Source organism: Chryseobacterium sp. Marseille-Q8038 (genome assembly GCF_965111995.1).
Genome location: NZ_CBCOPN010000001.1, coordinates 2294221 through 2310237 on the forward strand (window position 1 = coordinate 2294221; position 16017 = coordinate 2310237).

Annotated in this window: 15 protein-coding genes; 13 read left to right on the forward strand and 2 right to left on the reverse strand. The window is 35.8% G+C overall.

The features are described 5' to 3' along the window. Nucleotides 1-2 precede the first annotated feature (2 nt). The 5 genes from ACWPWS_RS10605 to ACWPWS_RS10625 all read left to right on the forward strand — a co-directional run bounded on the left by ACWPWS_RS10605 (nucleotide 3) and on the right by ACWPWS_RS10625 (nucleotide 5231). Nucleotides 3-776, forward strand: a complete 774-nt coding sequence (locus ACWPWS_RS10605) for a histidine kinase (RefSeq protein ID WP_454046460.1) — start codon at nucleotides 3-5, stop codon at nucleotides 774-776. Continuing rightward, nucleotides 751-1461, forward strand: a complete 711-nt coding sequence (locus ACWPWS_RS10610) for a LytR/AlgR family response regulator transcription factor (RefSeq protein WP_454046461.1) — start codon at nucleotides 751-753, stop codon at nucleotides 1459-1461. Before ACWPWS_RS10605 ends, ACWPWS_RS10610 begins: the two co-directional genes overlap by 26 nt. A gap of 319 nt (nucleotides 1462-1780) precedes the next feature. Further along, on the forward strand, nucleotides 1781-4069 hold the full coding sequence (locus tag ACWPWS_RS10615) for a cation:proton antiporter (protein ID WP_454046462.1): 2289 nt from the start codon (nucleotides 1781-1783) through the stop codon (nucleotides 4067-4069). Nucleotides 4070-4172: 103 nt separating this feature from the next. Beyond that, nucleotides 4173-4664 carry a hypothetical protein gene (locus tag ACWPWS_RS10620; protein WP_454046463.1) on the forward strand — a complete coding sequence of 164 codons (492 nt, stop codon included), beginning with the start codon at nucleotides 4173-4175 and terminating at the stop codon, nucleotides 4662-4664. Nucleotides 4665-4706: 42 nt separating this feature from the next. Further along, nucleotides 4707-5231 (forward strand): hypothetical protein, encoded by a 525-nt coding sequence (locus ACWPWS_RS10625; protein WP_454046464.1) that lies wholly within the window; start codon nucleotides 4707-4709, stop codon nucleotides 5229-5231. A gap of 7 nt (nucleotides 5232-5238) precedes the next feature. On the opposite strand, the gene ACWPWS_RS10630 is transcribed toward ACWPWS_RS10625, so the two are convergent. Further along, nucleotides 5239-5886 carry a hypothetical protein gene (locus ACWPWS_RS10630; RefSeq protein ID WP_454046465.1) on the reverse strand — a complete coding sequence of 216 codons (648 nt, stop codon included), beginning with the start codon at nucleotides 5884-5886 and terminating at the stop codon, nucleotides 5239-5241. A 300-nt stretch (nucleotides 5887-6186) separates the two neighbouring features. Here ACWPWS_RS10630 and ACWPWS_RS10635 point away from each other — a divergent pair, with 300 nt between their 5' ends. The 6 genes from ACWPWS_RS10635 to ACWPWS_RS10660 all read left to right on the forward strand — a co-directional run bounded on the left by ACWPWS_RS10635 (nucleotide 6187) and on the right by ACWPWS_RS10660 (nucleotide 12972). Continuing rightward, nucleotides 6187-7209, forward strand: a complete 1023-nt coding sequence (locus ACWPWS_RS10635) for a LysM peptidoglycan-binding domain-containing protein (protein ID WP_454046466.1) — start codon at nucleotides 6187-6189, stop codon at nucleotides 7207-7209. A 1-nt stretch (nucleotide 7210) separates the two neighbouring features. After that, on the forward strand, nucleotides 7211-8062 hold the full coding sequence (locus tag ACWPWS_RS10640; protein ID WP_454046467.1) for a DUF4280 and LysM peptidoglycan-binding domain-containing protein: 852 nt from the start codon (nucleotides 7211-7213) through the stop codon (nucleotides 8060-8062). Nucleotides 8063-8065: 3 nt separating this feature from the next. Continuing rightward, nucleotides 8066-10693: a M23 family metallopeptidase gene (locus ACWPWS_RS10645; protein ID WP_454046468.1), complete on the forward strand. Its 2628-nt coding sequence runs from the start codon at nucleotides 8066-8068 to the stop codon at nucleotides 10691-10693. Between the two features lie 4 nt (nucleotides 10694-10697). Further along, nucleotides 10698-11465 (forward strand): hypothetical protein, encoded by a 768-nt coding sequence (locus tag ACWPWS_RS10650; protein ID WP_454046469.1) that lies wholly within the window; start codon nucleotides 10698-10700, stop codon nucleotides 11463-11465. Between the two features lie 21 nt (nucleotides 11466-11486). Then, entirely contained in the window at nucleotides 11487-11876 is a 390-nt protein-coding gene (locus ACWPWS_RS10655) for a hypothetical protein (RefSeq protein ID WP_454046470.1), read from the forward strand. A 253-nt stretch (nucleotides 11877-12129) separates the two neighbouring features. Continuing rightward, a complete protein-coding gene (locus ACWPWS_RS10660) occupies nucleotides 12130-12972 on the forward strand; it encodes a prephenate dehydrogenase (protein WP_454046471.1) in 843 nt (280 codons plus the stop codon). 111 nt (nucleotides 12973-13083) lie between these two features. On the opposite strand, the gene ACWPWS_RS10665 is transcribed toward ACWPWS_RS10660, so the two are convergent. Next, nucleotides 13084-14502 (reverse strand): L-serine ammonia-lyase, encoded by a 1419-nt coding sequence (locus ACWPWS_RS10665; protein ID WP_454046472.1) that lies wholly within the window; start codon nucleotides 14500-14502, stop codon nucleotides 13084-13086. Between the two features lie 179 nt (nucleotides 14503-14681). Between ACWPWS_RS10665 and ACWPWS_RS10670 the strand changes: the two genes are divergently transcribed. Together ACWPWS_RS10670 and ACWPWS_RS10675 are read left to right on the forward strand one after the other, a co-directional pair. Then, a complete protein-coding gene (locus ACWPWS_RS10670) occupies nucleotides 14682-15260 on the forward strand; it encodes a Crp/Fnr family transcriptional regulator (RefSeq protein WP_454046473.1) in 579 nt (192 codons plus the stop codon). 59 nt (nucleotides 15261-15319) lie between these two features. Next, nucleotides 15320-15943, forward strand: a complete 624-nt coding sequence (locus ACWPWS_RS10675) for an FMN-dependent NADH-azoreductase (protein ID WP_454046474.1) — start codon at nucleotides 15320-15322, stop codon at nucleotides 15941-15943. Nucleotides 15944-16017 lie beyond the last annotated feature (74 nt).

A 16017-nucleotide genomic window follows, 5' to 3' on the forward strand; every position in this document is an offset into this window, starting at 1 on the left:
CTATGGAAGGCAATTACTACATGATTCATGATTACCTGATATTCTTCGGAGTTTTTGCCATTTTCCTTTTTCTGACCACCAGTATTTATCTCTTCAGCCAGAATCAGAAACTGAAACAGAGAAATACCAAGTTATCGGAAACCAACAAACTTATCGAACAGCGCCTGAATGAAGTACGTTTGGAACATATCGGAACAAAGCTGAATCCGCATTTGTTTAAAAACATTCTCAATTCCGTACAGTCTCATGCCTATCAGACCTATATGTCGCTGGATAAGCTGGCCAATGTACTGGATTATATTTTATATGAAAGCAACAATAAGTACGTTAGCCCGAAAGAAGAGCTGAACTTTGCTTTAAGCCTTATTGAGATCAACAAAATCAAGATCAATCCCCTTTTTGACTTCAGAATCAAATCAAGGATTAATAAATCTGATGCTTTGTATGAGGAAAAGGTATTTGCTCCGCTGATTTCTGTGGATCTTATTGAAAATGCCTTTAAACATACAGATTTCCTGGCTCAGGATTCTTTTATTTCCATTTATATGGAGCTTGAAAATGGTATTTTCACCATGAAAGTAAGCAACAAAGCTTCGTTAAAAAATATTCTGGAAAAGGAAAAAAGCGGTTTTGGAAGCCAGTCTTTTGACCAAAGGCTTAAAATGATCTACAGCACGTACTACCAGTTGGAAAGAAGTTCAAAAAACGGAGTCTTCACTGCAGAATTAAAAATCAATTTAGGAGAATTCTATGATAAAATGCGTTATTCTGGATGATGAATTACTGGCGATCAGCTATTTAAAACTTCTATGCGAGCAAATCGACAATGTAGAAGTGGTAAAAGCATTCAATGATCCTAAAATTTTTCTTAACGAGATTGACAACCTTGACTGTAATCTGTGTATTCTGGATATTGAAATGCCGGGAATGACAGGACTTCAGGTAGCTGAGATTATTTCAGGTTCAAAAAAGATCATCTTTACTACCGCTTATAAAGAATATGCAGCCGAAGCTTTCGACCTGAATGTGGTAGATTATGTAAGAAAACCTATCAAAAAAGAAAGACTGATCCAGGCCTTCGAAAAAGCTAAAGAACTGGTGGAAAACGCACCTAAAAAGCCTTTCATCGAATGGAATACCAATATCGGAAAAACGGTTATCTTCACAGAACAGATTTCCTACATCAAAACCTCTGAGATCGATAGCAGAGATAAAGACATCATCCTCAGTGACGGCACTACGATCGTATTAAAAAACCTGAATTTTAAAAACCTTCTGGAAATGCTGCCGGCAAAAGATTTTGCCCAGGTCAACAAAAAAGAAATCATTGCTCTTTCTTCCATTAAAGTATTTTCAACCAACGAAATTATTACTACCATTCCTACAGAAGATTACACTTTCCTGAAACTTCAGATTGGTGATGCCTACAAAAGTTCCCTGATGGAGCTATTCGGAAAATAGGTCTTTTTCAAATTTTTCCGGTTTCATTACAGAAATTACGTCCTTCATTACAACTCCCCTTTTTCAGTAGGTAATCCCTTTACTTTTGCATAGAATTAATTGATTTTATTTTATAATGAAAAACTGTTTCTATGCTGTAGAATTCATCGTATCCGGTCTGTGTTTTTCTCAGGAAACACCTTCAAAACTGAAGACATCATTGAATAGCGATTGATTCAAACAGATTTTATTACATTTTTTAGAACATTCATTACATTTTAAAAAAAAGGATATTTAACATAACTATATTCTTATCAAATTTGCATAAAATATTGGAATCATGAATTTGGGGAAATACAAAAATATTATCTTTTACATCAGTACCATTGCTTTCTTTTCCTGCATTATGTACTGGTTTTTTATTCAGGGTAAAACACTGGAAATAGGAGAAAATATCACTCCCAGCAAAGCTACAGGAGCTACGATGTGGGAAAATTTTGCAGATTCTTTTCTGACAAACCTTCATCATCCTTTAGCACTTCTTCTTATCCAGATCGTGACCATTATTCTGGTAGCCAAACTTTTCGGATGGATCTGTATAAAGCTGAAACAGCCTTCTGTAATTGGTGAAATGATTGCAGGTATTGTTTTAGGACCGTCACTTTTCGGATTGTATTTCCCTGAACTTTCTGCCTTTATTTTCCCTAAAGAATCGCTTCCTAATCTACAGTTTTTAAGCCAGATCGGCTTGATTCTCTTCATGTATATTGTGGGAATGGAACTTGATTTGAGCGTTCTTAGAAAAAAAGCCCATGATGCCGTGGTGATCAGCCATGCAAGTATTATTTTCCCTTTTGCATTAGGGGTTGGGCTATCTTATTTTATTTATAAAGAATTTGCACCGGAAGGAATTCAGTTCAGTTCCTTTGCTTTATTTATAGCGATTGCAATGAGTATTACAGCGTTTCCCGTTTTGGCAAGAATCGTTCAGGAACGAAACCTTCACAAAACAAAAATAGGAACCGTAGTAATCACCTGCGCCGCCGCTGATGATATTACAGCATGGTGTATTCTGGCAGCAGTAATTGCGGTGGTAAAAGCTGGATCTTTTTCAGGATCAGTATTCGTTATCTTAATGGCCATTCTGTATGTATTCATTATGATAAAGGCGGTAAGGCCATTCCTGAACAGAATTGCCGAATCACAAAAAGGAAAAGGGTTCATCAATAAATCGCTGGTTGCTATATTTTTCCTGATTTTGATTATCTCTTCTTATGCAACAGAAGTTATTGGTATCCACGCTCTTTTCGGGGCATTCATGGCCGGAGCTATTATGCCGGAAAACGTAAAATTCAGGAATCTTTTCATAGAAAAAATAGAAGATGTTGCACTGGTTTTACTACTGCCTCTGTTCTTCGTATTTACGGGGTTAAGAACCCAGATCGGGCTATTGAATGATCCTCATCTTTGGAAAATCGGCGGACTGATTATTTTAACAGCTGTTACCGGGAAATTCGTTGGAAGTGCTCTTACCGCAAGATTTTTAAGAATAAGCTGGAAAGACAGTCTCACCATAGGTGCTTTAATGAATACCCGGGGGCTTACAGAACTTATCGTACTGAATATCGGTTATGATTTAGGAGTATTAGGTCCGGAACTTTTTGCAATGCTGGTGATCATGGCTTTATTTACAACGTTTATGACAGGGCCGTGCCTGGATTTTATCAATTACCTTTTTAAAGGAAAAAAATCAATGATTGAAGAAGATGAACAAGAGGATAATGATACAAAATACAGAGTTCTTCTCTCTTTTGAGACGGCAAAAGCAGGAAGTAAACTGTTGAAACTGGCAGATAACTTTACTCATAAAATGAACGGGAACAAAAGCGTAACGGCGATGAATATTGCTCCTGTAGATGAACTTCACGCCTTCGATATAGAAAATTTTGAAAAAGAACAGTTTAAAAATGTCATTGAAACCTCTCATGAGCTTCAGCTTGAAGTAACTACTCTTTTCAAAGCTTCTACAGATGTTGAAAGTGACCTGACCAATATTACCAATAAAGGAAATTATGACCTTCTTCTGATTATGCTTGGAAAATCAATGTATGAAGGAAGTTTACTGGGAAGATTATTAGGATTTACCACCAAAATCATTAATCCTGAAAAATTATTGAACACTGTAAAAGGAAAAGGGAATATTTTCAATACCTCTCCTTTCGATGATCTGACGCTTCAGGTTTTGGATAAATCGACTATTCCTGTAGGTATTCTTGTTGATAAAGAATTTATAACAGCGGACAAGATCTTTGTTCCGATCTTTAACCTGAGTGATTTCTATCTTCTTGAATATGCAAAAAGGCTTATCAATAACAACAATTCACAGGTTATCATTCTGGATGCAGCAGGACAGATCAGGAACAATATTGAGGTGAAAGAGCTTATCAGAAGTATTGAACAGGTAGCACCCAATCATATCACCTTGTACAATGAGAAAAAGATTGAGAAAGAATTTCTGAACTCTCAGGATCTGATGCTGATCAGCAGCAAAAGCTGGAAAAATCTGATTGACACAAAAAGTCTCTGGCTTTCTGATATCCCATCCACCTTAATAATATCAAATCCATAACACAATAGCACACCGATATTTCTATTTCTATTTGAAGCTGTAAATATTATTCGTTGTCTGTAAAGAAAAAACGGGTATATTTATAGCTTCAATTTTTTGGGACATGCTGATTAACAGTGAAAATGGAGTTATAGAGCTGGAAACCTTTGCTACCACACTTTATAAAGGAATGAGTCTTGATCAGCTGAAACAGACTGATTTTTATAAAGAAAAGTATCATACGATTTGGGATGTAAAAACCGGATATTTTTGGTATTATTTTAAGAGTATAGAAATTACAGGCTACCAGGTATCTTTCAGTGTATGTTTTTTCGGAGAACGGCTGGATCTCATTCATATGAATACCTGTGAAAGCAATGATGCCAAAGACTGGAAGGATTGGACAGAAGAAAAAGAAATGAAGGTATTCCACAGGAACAACACATTTCTGACACAGATTCTTGAAAGACCGCCCACCCAAAAAAAGAAAATACCTTACCCAAGCTGCACCTTCAACTTTCCCTGGGGAAATGTATGGTCGGTCTACGATCCGAGAAGTGCCAGCAGCCTAATGGGAATCAATTGGAATGAAGAGGAAAAAACAAATAAAAAATAACTTATAACCAAAGAATAAGATAATACTATGTGCCGATACTCCATGATGGTTTACAAAGGACATTATGCCTGTTTCAACTGCCAGAAAACTTTCAAACGACGCCATTTAAAAGATGTGGATCGGGATGCTCAGACTTCTGTGGAAGCCAAATGCCCTGAATGTGGAAATCTGATGGCTAATATGGGACTTGATTTTAAATCCCCTCCAAAAAATGACGACAAGCAATGGGCTCATATCCGCGATTTGTATACGGTAGGAATCACTTTTCATTCATGTGGATGCTCTGGTCCCGGATATATTCCTCAGGACCGAAAGGCTATTATTGCCTATCTCGAGAAAATCCGCTCAGAATATATGCATTCTCTGGTATTCTGGAGATACCGGATAGAGCCTGAGAATAAAAAGGAACGCGAACTGGATTATCAAAAAAACAGCAGTCATTTATGGGCTGTGAACCGGAATGCTTTTAAAGAAACGGTAACCAATCAGGAAGGAATCAACTATTGGCTCAAAAGAATCAATGAAGTGGAAGAAAGACTGAATATCATCAAAGCAAATCAACAATAACAACCAATTAATCAGCTAATTTCAGAAGTCTTTTAAAATCCTCTGTTATACTTTTCTCCTGTTCGGCCGGATAGTCTGCACTGATAGTAAATCCGCGCCCCGCAGTATTATTGATCAGAATTATATTTCCGTTTTCAAAATAATTCCGGGTTAAAGTAATTTCTGACTTCTTAAAATCAAAGGCTTCCGTATCCTTATTCTCTTTCATTGCTTTGGTATCATAAAAAAGCGGTCGGTTATACCGGTATTCTTTCTCCAAAACAAAAGATAGTTGTCCATTCAACAGATAATATTCTATCAGTACCTGCCCCATTTCTCCGTAATGTCTGGCGATCACTTTTTCCAGGTTTTTATGGGTATAATAAAATACAGCTTCCCCACCTTCTGCTGATTCTCCTTCAATACTTCTATTTTTGACAGAAGTCCATTTTGTCATTGAGTTGATTCTTTTAAAATTGGCCTGAATAGGTTTCAACCGGTCTTTTAAATCTTCAGTTTTGGCAGTATCCTTTTCGTTAAATGTTTCTTTAATTTTTACCGTATCTTTTGCTTTAGTGGTGAAAAAAACAGAAGACTGCTCTCTAAATTCCTGAGCATTTCCCCAACTTAAACCAGTCAATACAATGAAAACTCCGTATAAAAATCTATTCTTCATATTTGCTTTTTTATAGCTTTAAAATTAATAATAACTTTTGTTTGTATGGTATATCATGAAACCCCAAAAATCACAAAAGTTTCTTATTTGCTTACTTTAAGGTACAACTCAAGCTTTGACAACCATTATAAGAGCTGAGATCCTCCGGAGGGGGGCGAAAATTCAAAGAATTTTTGACGGGGTGGTTTTGCGTGTTTCTTAAAATTAAAGTCGTAATTCTACTACAATTTCTAAAATTTAACCCCTAAAATTAATTTCAAATTGAGTTTTTTAATAGCTTTATAGGATAATTCACATTGGATGGAAATTGATTTCTTACAATATCAGGTACGAAATGGAGACACGCTGACCTCTATTGCTTCCCGGCTGGGCATGACCAGTGAGGAGCTAAAACTCTTTCACAATTCTCATTGTCAAAAGATGGATACAGTCTGGTTTGAAAATCTTAATGACGTTAAGAAAATCTATGTTCCTACTGATTTCAAGACCGAAGCGCAAAAGGAGAAGAAAAGGAAAGAAAACCTTCCTGCTCAGCTGTCAGATTCTTTTTTTGCTAAGACCTATACTGTTCAGGAAACGTTTGAAAGTCCATTTGAATCTCCGGTTAACATTAATTACACGGTTCACCTTGATCTTCACAAAAACAAAAATACAGATCAGTACATCCTGAGTTATCTTCAGAAAGATTTTACCTCCAAGGGAAATACACCCGATGATAAAGTAAGCAGTCTTTCTATTGCGTGTATGCAAAGTATTATGCCTCTTGAATTTATCATGAATAAACAAGGCACAATCACAGGATTTGCAGACCATAAGAAAATGGTAGAAACATTTTCCGGACAGCGCAAAGAACTTGAAGAATTTTACGTAGGCGAAGTTGCTCAAAACTATATGAATGTGTTTGAAAGAGGTATTCAGGATGAATTATTTTTATTGCAGCAATTCAAGACTACGCTCTTATTTCAGACGTTATTTCCGAAAACAGACTGGTTTCAGAAGAAAACAAAGTGGAAAGAACCTTTTTATCTTTTACAGAATTCATTTCCTGTACAGTGTGAAATCAATACTGACCAGGAAAATGAAGATGAAGATTCTGTTTTGACCATTTTAAAGGGTAAAATCATTGAATTGTGTACGTCACAAGAGATCATGCGTGGCATTAAACTTCAGGAACCTGCTTCTGAACCTGCATCAGGAACTATTATACTGGAATACATCACTCACAAAAAAAATAAGAATCTTCTTCAGGCTAAAGCTTCGGTGTTACTCAGTCATGAAGAAGCGCTGATACACCAACATCACATCAATATAACACATGGATAATATGAAAAATTATGTCACACAAAAAGGCGATACATTCAGTTCGCTGGCCCGGCAGTTTAAGCTGAAAAATGAGGGCATTTTAAAAACCTATCATAATCTCCACTGCCCGCCGGAAGATGTTATGCAGGAACCTGTTCCCGGAAAAACCATTCTTATTCCGGAAGATCCACAGCTTATGACAAACGAAACTCAGAATCAGGATATTTCAGACTCTTCACAGGAAGAAACTACAGATGAGATGAGCTCCGGCAAAGAAAATTCTCCGGAACAGCAAGCAAACAAAGAAGAGCAATCCTCTGAAAAAACGAATCAGCAATCCGATAAAGAGAAAAAGAAAGATACAAAAGAAGACAGCGGCTCCACTCCTCATGAAGGAAAATATTTCATTGTGCAAAAAGGAACTGTACAGTGTAATCAGGGTTTCAAATTTCCAAAATTTAAAGTTACCAGCCACCAGAAACATTACTGGAATGATGAAGAAGGAAATGCCGATTATCTGGCAGTAACAGAGGATGATCTTCAGCTTGATCCGGCTGCACAACCGTTTGGACAATGTAAACTTAAACCGACTTCCGGAGGATATCTTCCCTGCGCCTATGCTCCTGCAGGAAAATGGCAGAAAACGTATGAGAAAGTAAAAGTCATGGGAAAAAGCTGCCTTACAGAGATTTCAGAACTCATGTGCAGCACAGGTGGGAAAATTACCATTCTCAAACATGGCCAGCAAAGTGAAACCAGCAAAAGCCAGGTGCGGAAAGCAAATACACAGGAACAGCAAGTCTACAATCCTGTTGTAGATTTTGATGCATTCAAGGAGGATACAAAAGGTACAGACGAACTTTATTACAGCTAAGCCATGACAGGAAATATTATCGGGAATCAGAATCCTATGGTAGGAAAAACCTATCCCTACGAAATACAACCTTCCGGCCTTTCATTCGGGTTGAAAGGAGAATATGAATGGCATCTTTATAAGAAACAAAAAAACGGAACCTGGAAAGACATCACCAGCCAGCCTAAAAAGGGAGAAAAAGTAACCTACAAATTTGGAGAAATAGCACTGGGAATAGAATTTCAGATGAAAGTCTATGAAAATAAAAAAGGGATTTTACCCGGACTTCCTGCTACCAAAGAATTGGTGGGTACTTTTATACTGATTCCTACCAGTGATAAAGTTTCAAAAATAGATAAAGTAATCCTTTTTAACAGAGGGGCAAAAGATGTCAATAAAGCCAGCTATCGTGATACTCTTATCGCACAGGCTCACTGCATCGCCATGTTCAATAAGGAAATAGAATTTCACCTTTGGGAAGATGATGCTCCGGGCAAAGGCCATGATCCGGTCATCAATAAAAATAACCGTCATACCCGCAGCTACAAAGCACGGGTGAATGAAAAAGGGATTGCAGAAGTGCCAATTCCTCTGATTTCTGATGAAAAAATTCTTCGTCAGGTAGCCAATCAGTTTATGATGAAAGGTGATAAAAATGAAGGAGCCCATCATGAATATTATGTTACAGCAACTTACTCCGGGAAAATTCAGGGAGCCAGCCAGGTGAATGTAGATGTGGCCAACCCGAATGATAAAGGGCAGACTCAAAATCAGCCCAAACCTAAGCCACAACCTGAGCAACACACTCCAAAGTTCACGCCCGCACAAGGAAGAGGTCCCAAGCAGCCTGATCCTAAAGGGAATATTATAGAAGCTGTTTTCATTGATGATACCGGAAAAGAGCTTTCCAAAGTAGCCATAGGAGATAAAGTGAGGGTAAGAATTCACTCCAAAAATATGGTGGGGAAACACATCCAGTATGTAGTTTGGGAATATGACACTACTTCCAACGATGAAGTCTACAGAAGTGGAAATATTAAAATTCCTGCCGATGTATGTGACACTTCAGGGTTTGTCATTAGCAAAGATATTTTTGGAAAAGGAATAGACTCTCGTATCGGCGATCCGGATGCAGATAAACAAAACTATTTTATAGAAATTATCTCCAAAGAACTATCCGCTGAATCTCAGAAATTTGGGGTAAATTCGGAAGGGCTGATGGAAGTGGAAAAGGTGAAGAGTGCGGCGGGGGTGCAGAAAACAGAAAAACCTGAGAAACAAGGAAGTTGTATATGCCAGGAACAATATAAAGACTTAGTTTGGGGAGGAAAAGTGAGTTGTGAGTTTAGAAAGAAAGTAGTACAAATATGTGCTGAATTGTGGGGAGAAAACAGAAAAATGGAAATGGCCAATGGGTTAATGGCTGTTATGAATGTTGAAACAAGTGGAAGTTTTAAAGCACAACAATTAGAAGGATGGAACTCAACAAAAGACCCAAAAAAAATGACAATAAAAGACTTCTGGAAAGAAGGAAACAGAAAGTCATCAAGAGCAATAGGCTTAATCCAATTTACCCAAGATGCTTTACAAAATAATCTTAAAGAGTATAAAAGCAACCCAAAATTATCTGTTGAAGAACGCTTTGATGAACTAAACAAACTAAAATTGGAATATGCTCAAATGGGAGAAATAAAACAACTTGATAAAGTGAAAAAATATTTTGAGCCTCAAAAAAACAATATTAAATCTCCTGAAGATATTTATTTATCAGTTTTTGCTCCAATAGGAGTCGGTAAAAGTGATGATTTTATTTTATATCAAAAAAATGATAACCCACAAAATAATAAAGAAAAAACTAGTAATAAAAATTATAATGCAAATAAAAGTGTAGATGAAGAGAATAACAATGATAAGAAAATTCAAAGAAGAGAAATATTAGGAAGGTATAATATTAGTTTTAGCCGAGGTTCGGGTAATAAGCCCAAAACATTCAACTGTGAAAATGCTATAACAATTCCTGAAAGTTCTCCTCCTAAAAGTACTAAATGGCATGATCCCGTTGACAATCCAATGTTATGCCTTTATACTCAAAATGGAAACTACAGGCCCAGATATAATGTTTTTGGAACAGTTAGAAAGGAAAGAAGTAATCACAACCACCAAGGAATAGATTTTCTTGCTTTACCAGGATCAAATGCTTATGCATGTGTTGACGCATATGTAGAATTTATAAGTATACAATCAGGATATGGAAATGTAATTTGTTTGAAAGTAAAAGATCCTAAAGAATTTTTAAAAAGAAAAAGAGATTTCAGTTTACAATATTCAAATATGGGAGAAATACAAAGTGGATCAGGTTTTAGCTTTAATGGAGATTTTTATTTATTTTATGCTCATTTACAAGAGGTAGAAAAATCATTAAAAGCTAAACAAGAAGTTAGTTGTGGGACAATTATTGGCAAGAATGGCACAAGTGGTTATGGACAAACTAAAGACCCGCACCTACATTTTGAAATTAGAAGTTCTGCTACAGGTGGTGGATTAACTAATCGATGTCATCCAGGTATTTTTGTATATTACAAAGATGAAAATACAATGTCACAAAAAGAAAAAGATTATCAAAAAGAGATAGCACAAAAATTTTGGGATTAATTATATGAAAAAGGTAATAACAATTTTAATTTCGTTCTTTCTATTATCTTGCCAAGGGCAGAAAAAAAAAGAAGAAGAAAAAAATAGTAAAAAAGAAACATCAGTATCTGAAGTTTCAAGCAAGACAGATAATACTAAAAACTTAATTCCATTAAGTAAAATCAGCTGTAATCAAGAAAGTACAGAAACAACAAATTATAATTTAAACTGTAAAAAGTTCACTATATCAAATACACTTATTGATGGAAGTGACCAAAACAGATATGAGCTTATAACTTTTGTTTTTAATGACATAGAGAAAGCTATAATTAGAAAAATCAATAATGAAGATTTGGAAACCTCCTCTCCGATGGTATATTTTTCAAATACATCTAAAAATTATATTATCTTTTTTCCCATAAATGGTGAAAATCATTTTGGATGGAAATTGTATCTGTATAAAAATAAAGTCTTATATCCATTAGGACAAAGAGTGATGTATTGGAAACCTGATTATGAAGAAACTAATATTAGTTACTCTGACATACTAAACGTTTTTGAATCTGAAGATAAAGTTTTAGTTGAAGTACCAAGTAAATACATTATTAAAGACGATAATGACTATAAAAATTATCCAAATTATTTGGATGGAAAATATTATGAAGATAAGGACAAATCATATTATGAGTTTTCTACATCAAAAATTGAATATTACAAAAAGTATAAAAATGGACTTTTTGAAGGAGATTATAATAAAATGATAAATAATAAAATAATTGATCTTATAAAATAAATCAGTTATATCTAGCAAATTATGAAAACCTTTTTAACATTACTTTTATTTCTAACTATTTGTTCTTGTAAAGAGGCAAAAGAAAACATTTCAAATCCTCAAAAGACCAAAACAGAATATAATAAATCTTTTGTTATTAGCTGTGGTTCGGGTTGTGCGATGACTTATACTGCTGAAAATATTTTACAGAATGGGACTACTTCAATAAAAGTTAAGTTCAAAGTAGAAATGTATACCGATGAACAGTTATCAGATACCTATTATGAAACCTATTTTTTCTCCTATAGTAAAAATAAAGAAATTGAAAAAATAAGCCTTGAAGGAAAAAATGAAAACATTCTAAGCAATCTTATGCCCAATGCACAAGATTCTTTTAGAGAGTTTGCTACTGAAATTATTCAAACCAAATGACAAAATCCTTTTTAGTTCTAATATAATTCTACTTTTTAAAAACACCCAACACCGATTAACAATATCTATATATAATTTAGAAAAGAAATTTCGTTTCATTTGAAAAATATTTTTACCTTTGCCTTGTGAATTTTAACAACGGAACATATTATTATAGAATTTTTACCTCAGCTCTGGGATAGGGATTCTTATGAATATAATTTAAAACCTCGTCCTAGGGACGAGGTTTTTTTATTTTAAAAAATGTAAAAAGATGAAAATAAGTATTATTGGAATAGGATTAATCGGAGGTTCGATGGCTTTGAAATTAAGAGAGAAAAACCTGGCCAGCTTCATCTACGGAATCGATAACAATACACAGCATATCAGTGACGCCTTAGAACTGAAAATAATTGATGCCGGAGTAGATCTGGAGCATGGAATTAAAAATTCGGATCTGATTATTCTTGCCATTCCTGTAGATGCTGCCAGAAAATTACTGCCTACTGTTTTAGACCTCGTGTCTGATCAGCAAACCGTAATGGATGCAGGCTCTACCAAAGCAGGAATTGTAAATGCTGTGAAAGACCATCCCAAACGTTCAAGGTTTGTAGCATTTCACCCGATGTGGGGAACAGAAAACAATGGTCCGAAATCTGCCATTGCAGAAAGTTTCTCCGGAAAAGCAGGTGTGATATGCAACAAAGAAGAATCTGCAGGCGATGCATTGAGTACTGTTGAAAAAGTAGTCAATGTCCTTGACATGCACATGATTTATATGGATGCAAAAGATCATGATGTTCACACTGCTTACATCTCTCATATCTCCCATATTACATCTTATGCTCTTGCCAATACCGTATTGGAAAAAGAACGTGAAGAGGAAACTATTTTCCAGCTTGCCAGTTCCGGTTTCTCAAGTACGGTACGTCTTGCCAAGTCGCATCCTGAAATGTGGGTTCCTATTTTTAAGCAAAACAAAGAAAATGTATTGGATGTGTTGAACGAACATATCTCCCAGCTTAGAAAATTCAAATCTGCCCTTGAAAAAGAGAACTATGAATACCTTGAAGAGCTGATCACCAATGCCAACAGGATCAGAGGAATTTTAAGATAAAATCTCTTTATACGATACTAAAAGCCCAGTGGTTTTTACTTTTATTTTATTAAGAAACCCTTAGTCAGTAATGTCTAAGGGTTTTATATTTTTAAAACGGTGTTATTTCTATTAACATTCCGGAACGTTCACCGCAATGGCTAATCCACCTTCCGAAGTTTCTTTGAAACGGTCACTCATCGACTGAGCGGTTTCCCACATCGTCAGAATCACCTCATCCAATGTTACTTTAGCTTTGGTAGGATCACTTTCCAGGGCAATATTCGCGGCAGTAATGGCTTTCATAGCTCCCATGGTATTTCTTTCAATACACGGAATTTGTACCAATCCTTTGATAGGATCACATGTTAATCCAAGGTGATGTTCCATGGCAATTTCTGCTGCCATTAATACCTGCCCGACACTTCCACCCAGAATCTCTGTAAGTCCGGCTGCTGCCATTGCAGAAGAAACTCCAATTTCCGCCTGACAACCTCCCATTGCAGCAGAAATGGTTGCATTTTTCTTGAATAATGTCCCGATTTCTCCGGCTACAAGCAAGAATCTCACGATATCATCTTCATTGGTAAATGGGGTAAATGCCTGAGCATACATCAATACTGCCGGAATTACTCCACTCGCTCCATTGGTAGGTGCCGTAATAATCCTTCCGAAACTCGCATTCTCTTCATTCACTGCCAGCGCAAAACAGGCAATCCATTTGTTAATATTGGTAAAGTTCTCCTCAGCATCTACCACCTGCTGGAACCATTCGTCTTTATTTTTATAAATTTTATCTCCCAGCAGCTTTCTGTTGATTCCTGCAGCTCTTCGGGTAACATTCAGTCCGCCAGGAAGAATTCCTTCCTTATTTACTCCTTTATAAATACATTCTTTAATCTGCTGCCAGATGTAAAGCGCTTCCTGTCTTGTTTCTTCCTGAGTTCTCCAACTTTCTTCATTCATGAAAATCAAATCTGAAATCTTATCAAATCCCAGTTTTTCACAATATTTTGCAATATCCGAAGCTTTATGACAAGGGTACAATGTACGTACACACTGTTTCTGAATAGAGTTTTTTTCCTGGCTGGCAATAAAACCTCCTCCTACAGAATAAAAATCTTGTACAAGTTCAGTTCCGTCTTCAAAAACAGCTCTGAAAATCATTCCGTTGGGATGAAAATCAAGGCTCTTTTTCATATTCAGAATCAAATGATGTCCGTAAACAAACGGAATCAGCTTCTCCCCTCCCAGATTAAGGGTTTGAGTACTTTTGATGTATTCTATTTTCTCATCAATTTTTGAAGTATTGATCGTCTTAAAATCTTCCCCATTCAAACCAAGCATTCCTGCAATATCAGTTCCGTGCCCAATCCCTGTTTTTGCGAGTGAGCCAAAAAATTCAAGAAAAACCTCTTTAACTTCTTCGATTGATCTTTCTCTTTTTATAATCCTGATAAATGCTGCAGCAGCATTCCAAGGTCCCATCGTATGCGAACTGGAAGGACCTATTCCTACTTTAATAATTTCAAAAACCGATATTGATTCCATAAATGATACGTCATTTTCCTCAAAAACAAAGATACATGATAAATCTCTAAAAAAAGCATAGCTGCACTTCAGAATTATTGAGTTTTCATAAGCACTGAAATGAATTTATGACAAGTATTTTGTACATTAGCCTATATTGTTGAATCTATTGTTTAAGCGGTCTTCTTTAATCATTTTAAATGGAAACATTAATTAAAAGCATTTTACAACATGTCAAATTAAGTCCGGAAGAAATTGCGACCTGCAAAAGTTTCTGGACTGAAAAAACATTGGAAAAAGGTGATTTTCTGTTGAGAAATGGAGAAATATGCCGTCATGACAGCTATATTATTTCGGGAGTGTTAAAAGCGTTCTGCATTAATGAGGAAAATGGAAATGAAGAAATTCTTTTTTTAGCAATTGATCATTGGTGGGCAACAGATATCGCCAGTTTTTCAAAACAAAAAGCTTCCATCTACAATATACAGGCTGTCGAAAAAACCCGCCTTTTACAGATCAGCCATCCGTCTTTTCAAAAAATGCTGGAGGAAATTCCATCTTTAGAAAAATATTTCAGGATTATTCTGGAAGGCTATCTCGGAACCCTCGAGAAAAGAGTTGTATTTAATCATATGCATAAAGCTGAGCAAAAATATTACGATTTTCTGGAGACCTATCCCAATATTGCATCCAGAGTTCCTCAATATCTCATTGCTTCTTACCTGGGAGTATCTGCAGAATTTATAAGCAGAATTCGGAAAAAAAATAAATCCTCTTGAACTAGATCAATTTCCATGGCATAAATAATCAGGAATTTTGCTGGTATAAATGATAGCAAATGAAAATACTGATTATCAATGCAAGTGTAAGAAACGAAAGATCTTACAGCAGAAAACTCACCCAGTTATTTGTTGAAAACTGGAAAACCAAATACCCTCAGGATACATTTACCTGGCGGGAGACCGGAATTGATACTATTCCCAACATCGATGAATCCTGGATTGCAGAGGCATTTAAAAAGCCTATGGACAGGACGGAAGCCAGCCAAAAAGCTTTACAACTCAGCAATGAACTGGTACAGGAACTCAAAGAACATGATATCTATGTCATTGGAACGCCCATGTATAACTGGTCTATTCCTTCCGGGTTGAAAGCTTATATCGATCAGGTAATGAGAATCAATGAAACCTGGAAATTCAGATCAGGAGTTCCGGATGGAAATTATGTAGGGCTTCTGGAAAACAAGAAAATGTTTATCCTTTCCACCCGTGGAGACACAGGATATGGAGAGAATGAGAAAAACGGCCATATCAATTTTCAAACGACTTATCTGAAACATATTTTCGGAATTATGGGAGTAAATGATGTTACCATTCATTCCTTAGACAATGAAGAATTTGGAGGTGAAATTTTTGAAAATTCAAAAAATAAAATCTTTGAAACGATCCATTCTATTCAATAAATCATTTTTGATCTGAATATATCCCTCAGGAGACTATCTTAAAAGTTCGATTATTTGGCATCTGTCATTCTGAC

Bases quoted from the DNA above. Each gene is read 5' to 3' on its own strand.
- ACWPWS_RS10650 (WP_454046469.1), top strand. From the start codon at position 10,698: ATGAAAAAGGTAATAACAATTTTAATTTCGTTCTTTCTATTATCTTGC.
- ACWPWS_RS10615 (WP_454046462.1), top strand. From the start codon at position 1,781: ATGAATTTGGGGAAATACAAAAATATTATCTTTTACATCAGTACCATT.
- ACWPWS_RS10675 (WP_454046474.1), top strand. From the start codon at position 15,320: ATGAAAATACTGATTATCAATGCAAGTGTAAGAAACGAAAGATCTTAC.
- ACWPWS_RS10625 (WP_454046464.1), top strand. From the start codon at position 4,707: ATGATGGTTTACAAAGGACATTATGCCTGTTTCAACTGCCAGAAAACT.
- ACWPWS_RS10610 (WP_454046461.1), top strand. From the start codon at position 751: ATGATAAAATGCGTTATTCTGGATGATGAATTACTGGCGATCAGCTAT.
- ACWPWS_RS10605 (WP_454046460.1), top strand. From the start codon at position 3: ATGGAAGGCAATTACTACATGATTCATGATTACCTGATATTCTTCGGA.
- ACWPWS_RS10670 (WP_454046473.1), top strand. From the start codon at position 14,682: ATGGAAACATTAATTAAAAGCATTTTACAACATGTCAAATTAAGTCCG.
- ACWPWS_RS10645 (WP_454046468.1), top strand. From the start codon at position 8,066: ATGACAGGAAATATTATCGGGAATCAGAATCCTATGGTAGGAAAAACC.
- ACWPWS_RS10640 (WP_454046467.1), top strand. From the start codon at position 7,211: ATGAAAAATTATGTCACACAAAAAGGCGATACATTCAGTTCGCTGGCC.
- ACWPWS_RS10665 (WP_454046472.1), bottom strand. From the start codon at position 14,502: ATGGAATCAATATCGGTTTTTGAAATTATTAAAGTAGGAATAGGTCCT.
- ACWPWS_RS10635 (WP_454046466.1), top strand. From the start codon at position 6,187: ATGGAAATTGATTTCTTACAATATCAGGTACGAAATGGAGACACGCTG.
- ACWPWS_RS10660 (WP_454046471.1), top strand. From the start codon at position 12,130: ATGAAAATAAGTATTATTGGAATAGGATTAATCGGAGGTTCGATGGCT.
- ACWPWS_RS10655 (WP_454046470.1), top strand. From the start codon at position 11,487: ATGAAAACCTTTTTAACATTACTTTTATTTCTAACTATTTGTTCTTGT.
- ACWPWS_RS10630 (WP_454046465.1), bottom strand. From the start codon at position 5,886: ATGAAGAATAGATTTTTATACGGAGTTTTCATTGTATTGACTGGTTTA.
- ACWPWS_RS10620 (WP_454046463.1), top strand. From the start codon at position 4,173: ATGCTGATTAACAGTGAAAATGGAGTTATAGAGCTGGAAACCTTTGCT.